General features: G+C 64.6%; 14 protein-coding genes. 7 read left to right on the forward strand and 7 right to left on the reverse strand.

What is annotated here, in order from left to right; all coding sequences use genetic code 11:
* Positions 1–56 precede the first annotated feature (56 nt).
* From FXB40_RS43930 to acnA, 3 genes are all read right to left on the reverse strand, one after another.
* Positions 57–428: a DUF2794 domain-containing protein gene (locus FXB40_RS43930; protein ID WP_148778463.1), complete on the reverse strand. Its 372-nt coding sequence runs from the start codon at positions 426–428 to the stop codon at positions 57–59.
* Between the two features lie 611 nt (positions 429–1,039).
* A complete protein-coding gene (locus FXB40_RS43935) occupies positions 1,040–1,819 on the reverse strand; it encodes a DUF1223 domain-containing protein (protein ID WP_148778464.1) in 780 nt (259 codons plus the stop codon).
* A gap of 216 nt (positions 1,820–2,035) precedes the next feature.
* Positions 2,036–4,756, reverse strand: coding sequence for an aconitate hydratase AcnA (acnA, locus tag FXB40_RS43940; protein ID WP_148778465.1), 2,721 nt, complete (start codon positions 4,754–4,756; stop codon positions 2,036–2,038).
* A 242-nt stretch (positions 4,757–4,998) separates the two neighbouring features.
* On the opposite strand from acnA, the gene ccmA reads away from it, so the two are divergent.
* The 5 genes from ccmA to FXB40_RS43965 all read left to right on the forward strand — a co-directional run bounded on the left by ccmA (position 4,999) and on the right by FXB40_RS43965 (position 8,099).
* On the forward strand, positions 4,999–5,601 hold the full coding sequence (gene ccmA, locus FXB40_RS43945; protein ID WP_148778466.1) for a heme ABC exporter ATP-binding protein CcmA: 603 nt from the start codon (positions 4,999–5,001) through the stop codon (positions 5,599–5,601).
* 250 nt (positions 5,602–5,851) lie between these two features.
* Positions 5,852–6,520 (forward strand): heme exporter protein CcmB, encoded by a 669-nt coding sequence (gene ccmB, locus FXB40_RS43950; RefSeq protein ID WP_148778467.1) that lies wholly within the window; start codon positions 5,852–5,854, stop codon positions 6,518–6,520.
* A gap of 76 nt (positions 6,521–6,596) precedes the next feature.
* On the forward strand, positions 6,597–7,328 hold the full coding sequence (locus tag FXB40_RS43955; RefSeq protein WP_148778468.1) for a heme ABC transporter permease: 732 nt from the start codon (positions 6,597–6,599) through the stop codon (positions 7,326–7,328).
* Position 7,329: 1 nt separating this feature from the next.
* Positions 7,330–7,509 carry a heme exporter protein CcmD gene (gene ccmD, locus FXB40_RS43960; RefSeq protein ID WP_148778469.1) on the forward strand — a complete coding sequence of 60 codons (180 nt, stop codon included), beginning with the start codon at positions 7,330–7,332 and terminating at the stop codon, positions 7,507–7,509.
* Positions 7,506–8,099, forward strand: coding sequence for a DsbE family thiol:disulfide interchange protein (locus tag FXB40_RS43965; RefSeq protein ID WP_148778470.1), 594 nt, complete (start codon positions 7,506–7,508; stop codon positions 8,097–8,099). Before ccmD ends, FXB40_RS43965 begins: the two co-directional genes overlap by 4 nt.
* 30 nt (positions 8,100–8,129) lie before the next feature.
* Here FXB40_RS43965 and FXB40_RS43970 read toward each other — a convergent pair whose 3' ends face one another.
* Together FXB40_RS43970 and ftsY are read right to left on the reverse strand one after the other, a co-directional pair.
* A complete protein-coding gene (locus FXB40_RS43970; RefSeq protein ID WP_148778471.1) occupies positions 8,130–8,732 on the reverse strand; it encodes a septation protein A in 603 nt (200 codons plus the stop codon).
* A gap of 3 nt (positions 8,733–8,735) precedes the next feature.
* On the reverse strand, positions 8,736–9,683 hold the full coding sequence (ftsY, locus tag FXB40_RS43975) for a signal recognition particle-docking protein FtsY (protein ID WP_148778472.1): 948 nt from the start codon (positions 9,681–9,683) through the stop codon (positions 8,736–8,738).
* 60 nt (positions 9,684–9,743) lie between these two features.
* Between ftsY and FXB40_RS43980 the strand changes: the two genes are divergently transcribed.
* Both FXB40_RS43980 and FXB40_RS43985 read left to right on the forward strand, forming a co-directional pair.
* On the forward strand, positions 9,744–10,445 hold the full coding sequence (locus FXB40_RS43980; RefSeq protein ID WP_187437546.1) for an RluA family pseudouridine synthase: 702 nt from the start codon (positions 9,744–9,746) through the stop codon (positions 10,443–10,445).
* Positions 10,446–10,666: 221 nt separating this feature from the next.
* Positions 10,667–11,776, forward strand: coding sequence for a DUF2336 domain-containing protein (locus tag FXB40_RS43985; RefSeq protein WP_148778473.1), 1,110 nt, complete (start codon positions 10,667–10,669; stop codon positions 11,774–11,776).
* 7 nt (positions 11,777–11,783) lie between these two features.
* Here the strand turns inward: FXB40_RS43985 and mtaB are convergent, their stop codons facing one another.
* Both mtaB and dapF read right to left on the reverse strand, forming a co-directional pair.
* Positions 11,784–13,037 carry a tRNA (N(6)-L-threonylcarbamoyladenosine(37)-C(2))-methylthiotransferase MtaB gene (gene mtaB / locus FXB40_RS43990; RefSeq protein WP_148778474.1) on the reverse strand — a complete coding sequence of 418 codons (1,254 nt, stop codon included), beginning with the start codon at positions 13,035–13,037 and terminating at the stop codon, positions 11,784–11,786.
* Complete coding sequence (gene dapF, locus FXB40_RS43995) at positions 13,037–13,912, reverse strand: diaminopimelate epimerase (protein WP_148778475.1); 876 nt, start codon at positions 13,910–13,912, stop codon at positions 13,037–13,039. The genes mtaB and dapF overlap by 1 nt, the downstream gene beginning before the upstream one ends.
* Positions 13,913–14,062: the final 150 nt, after the last annotated feature.

The following is a 14,062-nucleotide window of genomic DNA, read 5'->3' on the forward strand; positions in this document are numbered from 1 at the left end:
GCATGGTGGGCACGGCACTTTGCGCCTTTGCCCACCCTACGGCACCGTTCGCCTGGCTACACCACCGCCAGCTTCCTATCGATCACCAGCAGCACGCGGTCGAGCTCGTGGCCGCGGCGCAGGATCAGGCCGGTCGCCGAGATCACGCTGTACATGCCCTGCTTGCGGGCCAGCCGCGGATCCTTCTCGATACGGTAGATCGGCACTTCGGAGGCGCGGCGAAAGACCGAAAACACCGCGCGGTCCTTCAGGAAGTCGATGGCATAGTCGCGCCACTCGCCGTCGGCGACCATGCGGCCATAGAGATTGAGAATTCGGTTCAGCTCGAGCCGGTTGAACGTCACCCGGCTCAGTTGGGCATTCGCAGCGGCGGAGCGCGCCACTGCGCGCTGCTCGCTCGGATCGGCATCCTCCGGCGTCAAACTCATGCAGCGCCTCCTGTCACATCAGCATGACCCGCCTCCGCGAAGACCGTCCCCGGAGCCGCGGTTCATGACAATTGCATGATTGCGCCAACTGTTCCCCGCCGCAAGAGGCTCCTGAGGGTCTCTTGAGGACCTCGGCTCGCCGCCAACCGGTTGCGAATCATGACACACGCAACGGTGGAACTTCTCAGCGGCAAACCGTCACGGGAACGTTAGCAGGAATCACAGGATCGCCGCTTTTCCGCCCACGGCCCGCCGCCCTGCATTGCGAAAAGCCTTGTGTGCGTTGACCCGGTCCTTTCGGTTCCGGATTCCTCAGCCCCCAGCCCCCCGGGGTCGGACAGGATCGGGTCTGTACGCGCGACAAGGAGGGCCAACGCAAGTTGGTCCTTTTTTGTTTGTGTCAGCGTGTTGCTGCCGACCCGCTCCCTCTCCGAACATCTGCGCGAACACTCTCGCCCCTCATCCTGAGGAGCCGCGCTCTTCGCGCGGCGTCTCGAAGGATGAAAGGCCGAGCAGCAGCAGCGGGGCCTGCATGGTTCGAGACGCGCGCAAGGGCGCGCTCCTCACCATGAGGGTTTAACGCGAGTACGACGCTTGGAGAGAGAAACGAATTAATGCAGCGACGTGTACGCCGCGCCCAGCATCGCACCCGGCTTCTCGCGGCTGCCGTCCTGGACATAGACCACCGCGCCGTCGACACCATCGCGCGAGGTGAGGTTCTCGAGCGGCACCGTCCAGCTTTCCGGATGTCCGTTCCAGTCACCGACCTTGAGCAGATTGCGCACCACGTTGTGATAGGTGATCTGCTGGCCGCGATTTTCGCCGCGGCTGATTTCGATCGGTACCGACTTCGCGATCGAGCAGATCCAGACCTCGCCATGCGAGATCGCCGGCTCGTTGCTCGCGGCCACCGACACGTTGATCTGCTTGCCCGCGAGCGACATCGTCACCGGCACGCTCATCACGCCCGTGCCCTTGTCGGTCTTGCCGATCGCGCTTTCGATGCCGGCGCGGTCGCTGCCGATGACATGGGCTTCGCCGTTGACCACGACCTGCGGCGTATAGACCTCGCGGTCACCGCGCATGCGTGAGTAGGCGCGCTGCCGCGCCGAGAAACGTGAATCGGCCAGCGTGTCCTTCCAGCCGAGATAATCCCAATAATCGATCGGCATGCTGAGCGCGATGATCGAGGGATCCTTGGAGAGGTCGCCGATGACCTTGTCGGCGGGCGGGCAGGAGGAGCAGCCCTGCGAGGTGAAGAGCTCGACCACGGCGCGGGGATCGGCCTGGGCGGGACGGATGACGGCGACGATTGCGCAGATGCCCAGTGCTCCCGACCAGAGTGCGCCGGACCATCGCGAAACCAAATGAGAAGCCATCATTCCAGTCATGTCGAACGTCACATCTCGTATTCGGGGAGGGATATCCTATCGCCTGATGGTCACCGTAGTCTTACGGGCACGGCACATTCAACCATCGTATGCGAAGTGTCCGCCGGGCGAGCCCATCTGAAGCATCCCGTAACGCACGAAGGCGACCCTGTGATAGGCCGCCTTCGTTTAACCTTCTACTCACGTCGCAGTGAGCTACCGTTCACAAATTCGCGCTTAGGCGGCGAGCTTGCGCAGCACATAGTGCAGAATGCCGCCGTTCCGGTAGTAATCGAGCTCGTCCAGCGTATCGATGCGGCAAAGCAGCGAAACGCGCTGCAGCGAACCGTCGCCCGACACGATCTCCGCGGTCAGCTTCTGGCGCGGCTTCAGGTCGCCGACGAGGCCACGCAGCGTGACCTTCTCGTCGCCCTTCAGGCCGAGCGACGACCACGAGGTGCCGTCCTCGAAGGTCAGCGGCAGCACGCCCATGCCGACCAGGTTGGAGCGATGGATGCGCTCGAAGCTCTGGCAGATCACGGCGCGCACGCCGAGCAGACGCGTGCCCTTCGCAGCCCAGTCGCGCGAGGAACCGTTGCCGTATTCAGCGCCGGCGAACACCACCAGCGGCACCTGCTCCTGCTGGTACTTCATCGCGGCGTCGTAGATCGACATCTGCTCGCCGTCGGGCCAGTGCTTGGTGAGACCGCCCTCGGGGATATTTCCATCCGCGCCCTTGAGCATGAAGTTCTTGATGCGGATGTTGGCGAAGGTGCCGCGCATCATGACTTCATGGTTGCCGCGACGCGTGCCGTACTGGTTGAAGTCGGCGGGGCGCACCTGGTGCTCGCTGAGATATTTGCCAGCGGGCGAGGTGAGCTTGATCGAACCGGCCGGCGAGATGTGGTCGGTGGTGATCTTGTCGCCGAACATGGCGAGGATGCGCGCCTCGACGATATCGGTGACCGGCTCCGGCTCCTTCTTCATGCCTTCGAAGTAGGGCGGGTTCTGCACATAGGTCGACGACATGTTCCAGCGATAGGTCTCGCTCTCGACCGTCTTGATCTTGCGCCAGTTGGTGTCGCCCTTGAACACGTCGGCATACTTCTTCTTGAAGATCGCCGCGGTCACGAACTTCTTCATGAAGGCGTTGATCTCCTTCGTCGTCGGCCAGATGTCCTTGAGGTACACCGGCTTGCCGTCCTTGCCTTCGCCGAGCGGCTCGACGGCGAGGTTCTTGGTGACACTGCCGGCGAGCGCGTGCGCGACGACCAGCGGCGGCGAGGCCAGATAGTTCGCCTGCACGTCCGGCGAGACGCGGCCTTCGAAGTTGCGGTTACCGGAGAGCACGGCGGCGGCGACGATGCCGTTGTCGTTGATCGACTTCGAGATCTCCTCCGGGAGCGGGCCGGAATTGCCGATGCAGGTGGTGCAGCCGAAGCCGACCAGGTTGAAGCCGACCTTGTCGAGATCAGCCTGCAGACCGGAATCGGCAAGATAACCCGCGACCACCTGGCTGCCCGGAGCGAGCGAGGTCTTCACCCACGGCTTTGCTTTCAGGCCCTTGGCCGCTGCGTTGCGCGCCAAAAGACCAGCGCCGATCAGCACGCTCGGGTTCGAGGTGTTGGTGCAGGAGGTGATGGCGGCGATGACGACGTCGCCATGACCAATCTCGTAGTTCTTGCCTTCGACGGCGAAGCGCTTGTTGGGCTCCTCGGTCTTCTTGTATTCGGTGCTGAGCGCGAGCGAAAAACCTTCGGCGACCGACGGCAGCGCGATGCGGCCTTCGGGACGCTTCGGGCCGGCCATCGACGGCACGACGTCAGCGAGGTCGAGCGTCAGCGTTTCCGTGAACACCGGATCGGCCGACTTGGCGGTGCGGAACAGGCCCTGCGCCTTCGCATAGGCCTGCACCAGCGCGACGCGCGCCGGCGCGCGGCCGGAGGTCTTGAGATAATCGATCGTGGCGGCGTCAACGGGGAAGAAGCCGCAGGTCGCGCCATATTCTGGCGCCATGTTGCCGATGGTCGCCTTGTCCGCGACCGAGAGATTGTCGAGGCCGGGGCCGAAGAACTCGACGAACTTGCCGACCACGCCGAGCTTGCGCAGCATCTGCGTCACGGTGAGCACGAGGTCGGTCGCGGTGACGCCTTCCTTAAGCTGGCCCTTCAGCTTGAAGCCGACGACCGTCGGCAGCAGCATCGACAGCGGCTGGCCGAGCATGCAGGCTTCCGCCTCGATGCCGCCGACGCCCCAGCCGAGCACGGCGAGACCGTTGACCATGGTGGTGTGGGAGTCGGTGCCGACCAGCGAGTCGGGATAGGCGACCTCGAAGGTGCCGGTCTTCTTGCCGACCGTCATCTTCTCCTTCTTGGTCCACACCGTCTGGGAGAGATACTCGAGATTGACCTGGTGGCAGATGCCGGTGCCGGGCGGCACGACGGAGAAGTTCGAGAACGCCTTCTGGCCCCACTTCAGGAACTCGTAGCGCTCCTGGTTCTGCTTGTATTCCTCGGCGACGTTCTTGCCGAAGGCCTTGTTGTCACCGAAGAAGTTCACGATCACCGAGTGGTCGATGACGAGATCGACGGGGACCAACGGGTTGATCTTCTCGGCATCGCCGCCGAGCTTCTGCATCGCATTGCGCATCGCGGCGAGGTCGACCACCGCGGGCACGCCGGTGAAATCCTGCATCAGCACGCGGGCCGGGCGGAACGCAATCTCATGCTCCAGCGACTTCTTGCGCAGCCACTTCGACACCGCCGTGATGTCTTCCTTCTTGACCGTGCGGCCGTCCTCGTTGCGGAGGAGATTTTCAAGCAGCACCTTCATCGAGTAAGGGAGCTTCGAAATTCCCTTCAGACCATTCTTCTCGGCCGTGGGCAGGCTGTAATAGACATAGGTCTTGGCGCCGACCTTGAGGGTCTTTTTGCATTTGAAGCTGTCGAGCGAGGTCATGTAGGAAATCCCAATTGTTAGTTATACCCGGCAAGGGGTATTTTAACACCGTCAGCGAGCCCGGCTGGGTCGCTTGCAGGGGCAGGTTGAGTTGCTGCATCAAGTAGTTCCGGGCTTATAGAAGCTTTCTAACCGCGCCGCCACAGCCACAATCGAACCCAGCAAGTCGCGAGCCAAAAATTCTGATGCGCTACCCCAAGATTTCCTGAGGCCCGGCTTTGAACGGGTTGGTACCAGGCCAGATGCAGCTGTCGGGACGCGGGGTGATTTGCGTGCGGGGCGGCCGCGAGGTGTTTTCGGGACTCGATTTCGAAGCGGTCTCCGGCGAAGCCGTGGCGGTGACGGGGCGCAACGGATCGGGCAAGACCTCGCTGCTGCGGCTGATTGCCGGCCTGCTCATTCCGGCTGGCGGCACGATCGTACTGGACGGGGGCGACGCCGACATGACGCTGCCCGAGCAATGCCACTATCTCGGCCATCGCGATGCCCTCAAGTCCGCGCTGAGCGTGGCGGAAAACCTGGCATTCTGGGCTGATTTTCTGGGCGGCCAGCGTTTTGACGCAGCCGAAAGCCTCGCGGCTGTCGGCCTCGAGCACGCCGCCGATCTACCGGCGGCCTTCCTGTCGGCCGGCCAGCGTCGCCGGCTGTCGCTGGCCCGGCTCTTGACGGTCCGCCGCCCGGTCTGGCTGCTGGACGAGCCGACCAATGCGCTGGATGCGGCCGGCCAGGACATGTTCGGCGGGCTCATGCGCGACCATCTCGCCCGCGGCGGCCTGATCATCGCGGCCACCCACGCCCCGCTCGGGATCGAATCTCGGGAGTTGCGGATCGGGGGAACGGCATGAAGTGGAGCGACCCTCAGCTTTCCAAGCGGCCGGGCCCGGCTCTCTCCGTTCCCTCCCCCCTTGTGGGGGAGGGTCAGGGAGGGGGGCGCCACACCGCAGGACCTATCCGTTCTAGCGTTGGAGAAGCAGGCGGTTTGTTGCTGGCGGCTCGCCCCGAACGAGCATCCTCCCCGCGGCTACCCCTCTCCCCCGCCCTCCCCCGCAAGGGGGGAGGGAGCGCACTGCCTTTGGGGCACGATGGGAGCCCCCCATGACCGCCCTCGCCGCCTTGATCCGCCGGGACATCCGGATCGCGCTTCGCGTTGGCGGCGGGGCCTTGATCGGCGTGCTGTTCTTCCTGACGGTGGTGGTGCTGATGCCGTTCGCGGTGGGGCCGGATCTGGCGCTATTGTCGCGGCTGGGGCCCGCGATCCTGTGGCTCGGTGCGCTGCTGGCGAGCCTGCTGACGCTGGACCGGCTGTTCATGGCCGACCATGAGGACGGCTCGCTCGATCTGATCACGATGAGCCGGACGCCGCTGGAACTGGCCTGCGCAGCCAAGGCGCTGGCGCATTGGCTGGCCGCGGGCCTGCCGCTGATTGTCGCAACCCCGGTGCTGGGCCTCCTGCTCAACCTCGACATGGTCGCGACCGGTGCGGTGGCCCTGACGCTGCTGGCGGGCACGCCGGCGCTGACCTTTACCGGCATGATCGGCGCGGCGCTGGCGGTAACGCTGCATCGCGGCGGGCTGCTGATGGCGGTGCTGGTGCTGCCGCTGTCGATTCCCGTGCTGATCTTCGGGGTTGCGGCCTCGCAGGCCGCGATCACCGGGCCATCGTCTTTCGGCGCGCCATTCTCGATCCTCTGCGCGCTGTCGCTGGTCAGCCTCGTGATCGGCCCGTTTGCGGCGGCGGCGAGCCTGAAACATGGACTGGATTGACCTTGACCCCGATCAACTTTCGCTGCGCACTTTCATGCTGATTGCGTGAGCCCTGACCTGTGATTATCAGAAGACCATGACGCTGATCGACCTCGCCAACCCCACACGGTTCCTCGCGCTCTCGGCGCGGGTGCTGCCGTGGCTCGCGGCCGCGACCGTCATCCTGCTCACGATCGGCCTTTATCAATCCGCCACCGCGCCCGACGACTATCAGCAGGGCGCGACCGTGAAGATCATGTTCATCCACGTGCCCAATGCGTGGCTGTCGATGTTCGTGTGGGGCGTGATGAGCATCGCCTCGCTCGGCACGCTGGTGTGGCGGCATCCGCTCGCCGACGTCGCCGCGAAAGCCGCCGCGCCGATCGGCGCGGCTTTCACTTTTCTCGCGTTGTTCACGGGCTCGCTATGGGGCCGGCCGATGTGGGGCACCTATTGGGAATGGGATGCGCGGCTGACCTCGGTGCTGATTCTCTTTCTGATGTATCTGGGCCTGATGGCGCTGTGGCGCGCGGTGGAAGATCCCTCGCGCGCAGCACGCGCAGCCGCCGTGCTGACGCTGGTTGGCGCGATCAATCTTCCGATCATCAAATTCTCGGTCGACTGGTGGAACACGCTGCACCAACCGGCTTCGGTGATGCGCATGGGCGGCTCGACGCTCGACAAATCGTTCCTGATTCCGCTGTTGGTGATGGCCGTCGCATTCACGCTGCTATTCGTCACGCTTCACCTGGCTGCGATGCGCAACGAGATTTTGCGTCGGCGCGTCCGCTCGCTGCAGATGATGCAGGCGAGCCAGAAAGCTGCATAAGATGTCGCTTGGTCCCTACGCCTCCTTCATCGTCACATCCTATGCCGCCGCCGCCATCGTGGTTGCGATCCTGATCGGCTGGGTCATGCTCGACTATCGCAACCAGACGCAGCGTCTGCGCGAGCTCGACCGCAGCGGCGTCACCCGCCGCTCGGGCCGCAGTGCTGTGGACACGCCATGAGCGATCAATCGACTTCCGCACCGCCGCCGCGCCGCACCTTCCTGATGGTGCTGCCGCTGCTCGCCTTCGCCGCCCTTGCCGTACTGTTCTGGTTCCGGCTCGGCAGCGGCGATCCGTCGCGAATTCCGTCCGCGCTGATCGGCCGACCCGCGCCGCAGACCACGCTGCCGCCGCTCGAGGGATTGCAGGCTGGCAACGTGCAGGTGCCGGGCTTCGATCCTTCCGCGTTCAAGGGCAAGGTCAGCCTCATCAATGTCTGGGCCTCCTGGTGCGTGCCCTGTCACGACGAAGCGCCGCTGCTGACGGAGCTTGCGAAAGACAAGCGCTTCCAGCTCGTCGGCATCAACTACAAGGATGCGCCCGATAACGCGCGCCGCTTCCTCGGCCGTTACGGCAACCCGTTCGGCCGCGTCGGTACCGACGCCAACGGCCGCGCCTCGATCGAATGGGGCGTCTATGGCGTGCCGGAGACCTTTGTCGTCGGCCGCGAAGGCACCATCGTCTACAAGCTGGTCGGCCCGATCACGCCGGAGAATTTTCGGAGCGTGCTGCTGCCGCAGATGGAGAAGGCGTTGAAGGCGGGGTCTTAGCTAAGGCCGTCATTGCGAGCTGAGAGAGCCTCAGCCCTTCCTGACATCCCCAGCCTCGGCCTCGCTGGTCTCCAGCGAGACCGGCTCGACGCCGTAGCGTTTGGTCAGCGGCATCTGGGCGATGGCGAAGATCATGGTGAGCGGCGTGACGCCGAATACCTTGAAGTTCACCCAGAAATCCGTGCTCTGGGTGCGCCAGACGATCTCGTTCAGCACCGCCATGCCGGCAAAGAACAGCGCCCAGCGCAGCGTCAGGATGCGCCAGCCCTGCGGTGTCAGGTTGAACATCTGATCGAACATCACCGCGATGAAGGAGCGGCCGAACAGCAGCCCGCCGCCGAGGATCGCGGCGAACAGGCCGTAGATGATGGTCGGCTTGACCTTGATGAAGGTCTCGTCGTGCAGCACCAGCGTCAGCGTGCCGAACACCAGCACGATCACGCCGGTCACGATCGCCATGATCGGGATGTGGCGCGTCACCACATAGGAGGCGATCATCGCCGCCACGATCGCGACCATGAAGGCGCCGGTCGCGGCGAACAGATTGAACTTCGCGTTGACGAAGAAGAACACGAGCAGCGGACCGAGCTCGGTCGCAAGCTTGAACAGCGGATGCGGCTGGGTCTTGTCCATTCTCTAGCTTTCGATTCCGGCGATGGCACGAGCGAAATCGCGCGCGGTGAATGGCGCGAGATCGTCGACACCTTCGCCGACGCCGATGAAATGCACCGGCAGTTTGAATTTCTCCGCGAGCGCCACCAGAATGCCGCCGCGCGCGGTGCCGTCGAGCTTGGTCATCACGAGGCCGGTGACCCCGGCGGTGCGATGGAAGGCCTCGACCTGCGACAGCGCATTCTGGCCGACGGTGGCGTCCAGCACCAGCAGCACGGCATGCGGCGCAGTGTCGTCCACCTTGCGGATGACGCGCACGACCTTCTCGAGTTCGTTCATCAGCTCGGCCTTGTTCTGCAAGCGGCCGGCGGTGTCGATCAGGAGCACATCAATGGTCTGCTCTTTCGCAGCGGTCAGCGCATTGAATGCGAGGCTCGCCGAGTCCGAGCCCTGCGCGCCCGCAATGACCGGAGTCTTGGTGCGCTCACCCCACACCTTGAGCTGCTCGATCGCTGCGGCGCGAAACGTGTCGCCGGCAGCCAGCATCACCTTGCGGCCTTCGGACGCGAATTTTTGCGAGAGTTTTCCGATGGTCGTGGTCTTGCCGGAGCCGTTGACGCCGACCACGAGAATGACGAATGGCTTTTTCGCTGAGTCGATCTCGAGCGGCTTGGCCACCGGCGCCAGCACCTTCTCGACCTCGGTCGCGACCACGTCCTTGACCTCGTCGGCCGAGATCGCCTTGTCGTAGCGACCGGTGCCGACGGCGTCCGCGATCCGCACCGCGACCGAGGTGCCGAGGTCAGCGCGCAGCAGCACATCTTCGATGTCATCAAGCATGGCGCGATCGAGCTTGCGCTTGGTGACGAGGTCGGCGACCGCGGTCCCGAGCGAGGACGAGGTGCGCTTCAGCCCGTTGGACAGGCGGCGCCACCAGCTCAGCTTGGGGGTCTCGGGGGTGGTATCGTTCATGGTGGCGGTGTGTTAGCCGTTCCCGCTGTTAAACGAAAGTCTTGTCCGAAAGTCTTGCAATTGCTCGATGTTCCCGAATTGACCGCTGAGGAGATCCAGTCGCGCGTGCTCCATCGCGACGGGCTGATGCTGGTCATCGACAAGCCCTCGGGCCTGCCGGTGCATCGCGGTCCCAAGGGCGGCGCCAATCTGGAAGCCTCCTTCAACGCGCTCTGTTTCGGCCTGCCGCGACCGCCGGTGCTGGCCCACCGGCTCGACAAGGACACCTCCGGTTGCCTCGTGCTCGGCCGCCATCGGAAAGCGACGGCGTCCCTCGGTCTCCTGTTCAAGCACGGCAAGATCGGCAAGACCTACTGGACCGTGGTCGAGGGCGGCCCTGCCGAGGACGAAGGCACGATCGACTTGGCCCTCGGCCGGCTCAATGCCGAGCGCGGCTGGTGGCAGAAGCCTGATCCCGAGGGGCAGAAAGCCGTGACGAACTGGAAGGTGATGGGCCGGGGCGACGGTTTCACCTGGCTCGCCATGGAACCGGTGACCGGCCGGACCCATCAGTTGCGGGTGCATTCGTCGGCGACCGGCTGGCCGATCTTCGGCGATAACATTTACGGCAACGGCCCGCGTTTCGGTGAGCCGAAGCTGCACCTGCATTCCCGCGAGATCGTGGTGCCGATCTCCCGGAACAAGGAGCCGGTCCGCGTGGTCGCGCCGGCTCCACCCCACATGCACGAGAAGCTCCGTGCCTGCGGCTGGAACGGGGAATAACGTGTCAGTTCCTCATGGTGAGGAGGCCGCGTAGCGGCCGTCTCGAACCATGAAAGGCCCCGCTGCTACAGCCGGGGCCTCTATCCTTCGAGACGCCGCTTTGCGGACTCCTCAGGAAGAGGTCATCGCTCGATGGTTTACGAAACGTTCAGTGCTCGTCTCTAATGATAGCGGTTGCTTAGAACAAGCTTCCGTCATCCGCTCAGGACGAGCAACGCGTCATGTCCACGGCCGAACTATCGATCATCGACGAGGTCGAAACCGCCATCCGACTCGGATCGGCGGAAAAGGGCCTCGAAACGGCCCGGCGCGTCACCGACCTGTTCCTGTCCTCCGCCGGAAGTTTTGACGACGAGCAGATCGCGCTGTTCGACGACGTGCTCGAGCGCCTGATCGGCACCATCGAGCTGCGCGCCATCGCCGACATGGGCGCGCGCGTTGCGCTGGCCGAGATCAGCGCGCAACTCGCTCCGGTCGCACAGGCGCCGCCCTCGGTGATCCGCCGCCTCGCCAACAATGACGAGATCCGCATCGCCGGTCCCGTGCTGCAGGAATCTGCCCGCCTCGACGACGGCGAGCTGGTGAAGATCGCATCAGCCAAGGGCGAACCGCATCTGCTCGCGGTCGCCGGCCGCTGGTGGCTGAAGGAGATCGTCACCGACGCACTGCTGGCGCGCCGTTATCCCAGCGTCAGCCGGCGTCTCGCCGCCAATCCCGGCGCGCGCATGTCCGGAAAGGGATTCGCCGTTGTCGTCGGACAGGCCGAGAGCGATCCCGAGCTCGCGGTGAGCGTCGGCGTCCGCGTCGACCTGCCGTCGGATCTGCGCCGCCAATTGTTGCGTTCCGCGACGGACACGGTTCGCACGCGATTGCTGTCGCGCGCGCCGCCCGATCTGTTCGATGAAATCCAGAGCGCCATTGCCGCGGTCACCGTCGGCGTCGAGCGCGAGATGTCGGGTGTCCGCGATTTCGAGGGCGCCAAGCGCGCGATCGCAAATCTCAAGGCGACCGGCCAGCTCAACGAGGCGACGCTGCTCGGCTTTGCAAGACACCGACGCTACGAAGAAGCTGTCGCGGCCCTGGCAGCCCTGTCGGGATCGACCGTCGAGGTGATTCGCCCGCTGATGCAGAGCCTGCGCGAAGACGGCCTGCTGGTGCCGTGCAAGGCGGCGCTACTGAGCTGGGAAACGACTGCTGCCGTACTCGAAAGCCGTTTTGCGACAGGCGCCATGAAGCCGGCGGATGTGGCGAGGGCGCAGAGCAATTTCGCCCGCATGTCGCCGGAGAATGCACGACGGACGCTCAGGTTCTGGCAGGTGCGGGCGTCTTAGCGGCGGACTATGTGGTCAGGCGCTCGCTATCGCTGCCGGTGATCCTCAGCGACACAACACTCCCCACACGCTCGCCCGCAATCGCCACCGGCAGATAATGCTCGGTGCGCCCCTGCCCCTCGCTCTCGATCAGCACGTCGCGCGTCGCGCCGATCTCGGCTTGCAGCCGCTGGCGCAACGCTGCCTCGCCCGCTGCCCGCAGCCGCTTCGCGCGTTCCTTGATCGCCGGCCCTGCGACCTGCGGCATCCGCGCGGCCGGCGTGCCGGGGCGTGGGGAATAGGGGAAGACGTGCAGAAACGTCAGGCCGCATTCCTCGACCAGATCGAGCGAGCGCGAGAACATTTCTTCCGTCTCGGTCGGAAAGCCCGCGATGATGTCGGCGCCGAAAACAATGTCCGGCCGCAGCCGGCGTACCTGATCGCAGAAGTGAATCGCATCCTGCCGCGAATGCCGACGCTTCATGCGCTTCAAGATCATGTCGTCACCGGATTGCAGCGACAGGTGCAGATGCGGCATCAGCCGCGCATCGTCGGCGATGGCATCCAGCAGATCGCTGTCGGCCTCGATCGAATCGATCGAGGAGATGCGTAGCCGCTTCAGCTCCGGAACGTGCCGCAGAATCTGCTTCGTCAGCATGCCGAGCTTTGGCGCGCCCGGCAGATCGGCGCCGTAGCTGGTGAGATCGACGCCAGTGAGCACGATCTCGGCATGGCCGCGCTCCGTAAGCGCCCGCACCTGATCGACCACCGCGCCCATCGGCACCGAGCGCGAATTGCCGCGGCCGTAGGGAATGATGCAGAAGGTGCAGCGATGGTCGCAGCCGTTCTGCACCTGCACGAACACCCGCGGCAGGCCGCTCGCAAAACCGTCGATCAGATGCGGCGCCATCTCCTTCACGGACATGATGTCGCTGACGGCGATCTTCTCGCTGGCGCCGAGATCGAAGGCATCGCGCGCCTTGCGCCAGGCATCGCTGCGCATCTTGTCGTCATTGCCGACGACGCGGTCGACTTCGGCCATGTCGGCAAACATGCCGCTTTGCGTCTGCGCCGCGCAGCCGGTGACGACGATGCGCGCTTCCGGGCGCTCGCGCTTCAACTTGCGGATCGACTGCCGCGCCTGCGCCACCGCCTCGTTGGTGACGGCGCAACTATTGATCACGATGGTGTCGGAAAGGCCCGCGCCTTCCGCTTTGCTGCGGATCACCTCCGCCTCGAAGGCATTGAGGCGGCAGCCGAAGGTGACGACCTCGACAGCCATCAGCCGACCGGCGCGAACAGCGCCGGATCGAAATTGCCCTCGTATTCGAAGGTCGCGGTGCCCGTCATCAGCACGTGGTCGTCGCGCTCGCGCCATTCGATGCCGAGCTTGCCGCCCGGCAGCGTCATCTCGACCTTGCGCTCGGTGCGCTTCAGGCGCGCAGCCGCAACGGCAGTCGCACAGGCCGCCGAGCCGCAGGCCCTGGTGAGACCCGCGCCGCGCTCCCAGGTCCGCATCGTGATGTGCTCGCGATCGACGATATGGGCGAGCGTGATGTTGGCGCGATCGGGGAAGATCGGATGATTTTCCAAGAGCGGACCAAAGCGCGCGAGATCATAGGCGTCGACGTCGTCGACCCAGAAGATCGCGTGCGGATTGCCCATGCTGACCACGGACGGCGAATGCAGGATCGGGTTGTCGATCGGCCCGATCTGCAATTCGATGTAGCGGGTGTCGCGGAACTCTTCCGCCAGCGGAATGTCCTGCCAGCCGAATCTTGGCGCGCCCATGTCGACTGTATAGAGGTCCGGCGCAGGGCCTTGCCAGGCATTGAGCAGGCCGGCCGCGGTCTCGAACGTGACCGTGGCCTGCCCGGTCTTCTCGAAGATGCGGCGGACCACGCAGCGCATGCCGTTGCCGCAGGCACCGGCTTCCGAGCCGTCATTGTTGTAGATGCGGATGAAGGCCTCGGTGCCGTCGAGCCGCGGCTTCTGGAGCACCATCAGCTGGTCGTAAGGCACACCGCCTTGCGCGGACGCGACTGCGCGAGCATCGTCCGGCGTGACCGGCGAGGCGGAATCACGCATGTCGACAACGACGATCTCGTTGCCGATGCCGTTCATCTTGGCAAATGCGTGGTTGTCCAGCGCGCTCATGAAAATTCCCGAATTTCGCCCGTCTTATATGGCGATCCTTGCCGGCTTGGCCAGTGATTTGCCGCCGGACCCCATGAGGCCTGCCATGACGCATCTGTCATGGGACGAATTCGGCGGTCGCGTGTTAGAACGGCGCAGTTCGCGCGAACC

The sequence above is a fragment of the Bradyrhizobium rifense genome, assembly GCF_008123425.1.
Lineage (GTDB): Bacteria > Pseudomonadota > Alphaproteobacteria > Rhizobiales > Xanthobacteraceae > Bradyrhizobium > Bradyrhizobium rifense.

Excerpts from the sequence above, each read along its gene's own strand:
- FXB40_RS43930 (WP_148778463.1), bottom strand. The coding sequence starts at position 428 with ATGAGTTTGACGCCGGAGGATGCCGATCCGAGCGAGCAGCGCGCAGTG.
- ftsY (WP_148778472.1), bottom strand. The coding sequence starts at position 9,683 with ATGAACGATACCACCCCCGAGACCCCCAAGCTGAGCTGGTGGCGCCGC.
- FXB40_RS43970 (WP_148778471.1), bottom strand. The coding sequence starts at position 8,732 with ATGGACAAGACCCAGCCGCATCCGCTGTTCAAGCTTGCGACCGAGCTC.
- ccmA (WP_148778466.1), top strand. The coding sequence starts at position 4,999 with ATGCAGCTGTCGGGACGCGGGGTGATTTGCGTGCGGGGCGGCCGCGAG.
- mtaB (WP_148778474.1), bottom strand. The coding sequence starts at position 13,037 with ATGGCTGTCGAGGTCGTCACCTTCGGCTGCCGCCTCAATGCCTTCGAG.
- FXB40_RS43985 (WP_148778473.1), top strand. The coding sequence starts at position 10,667 with ATGTCCACGGCCGAACTATCGATCATCGACGAGGTCGAAACCGCCATC.
- acnA (WP_148778465.1), bottom strand. The coding sequence starts at position 4,756 with ATGACCTCGCTCGACAGCTTCAAATGCAAAAAGACCCTCAAGGTCGGC.
- dapF (WP_148778475.1), bottom strand. The coding sequence starts at position 13,912 with ATGAGCGCGCTGGACAACCACGCATTTGCCAAGATGAACGGCATCGGC.
- ccmB (WP_148778467.1), top strand. The coding sequence starts at position 5,852 with ATGACCGCCCTCGCCGCCTTGATCCGCCGGGACATCCGGATCGCGCTT.
- FXB40_RS43935 (WP_148778464.1), bottom strand. The coding sequence starts at position 1,819 with ATGACTGGAATGATGGCTTCTCATTTGGTTTCGCGATGGTCCGGCGCA.
- FXB40_RS43965 (WP_148778470.1), top strand. The coding sequence starts at position 7,506 with ATGAGCGATCAATCGACTTCCGCACCGCCGCCGCGCCGCACCTTCCTG.
- ccmD (WP_148778469.1), top strand. The coding sequence starts at position 7,330 with ATGTCGCTTGGTCCCTACGCCTCCTTCATCGTCACATCCTATGCCGCC.
- FXB40_RS43955 (WP_148778468.1), top strand. The coding sequence starts at position 6,597 with ATGACGCTGATCGACCTCGCCAACCCCACACGGTTCCTCGCGCTCTCG.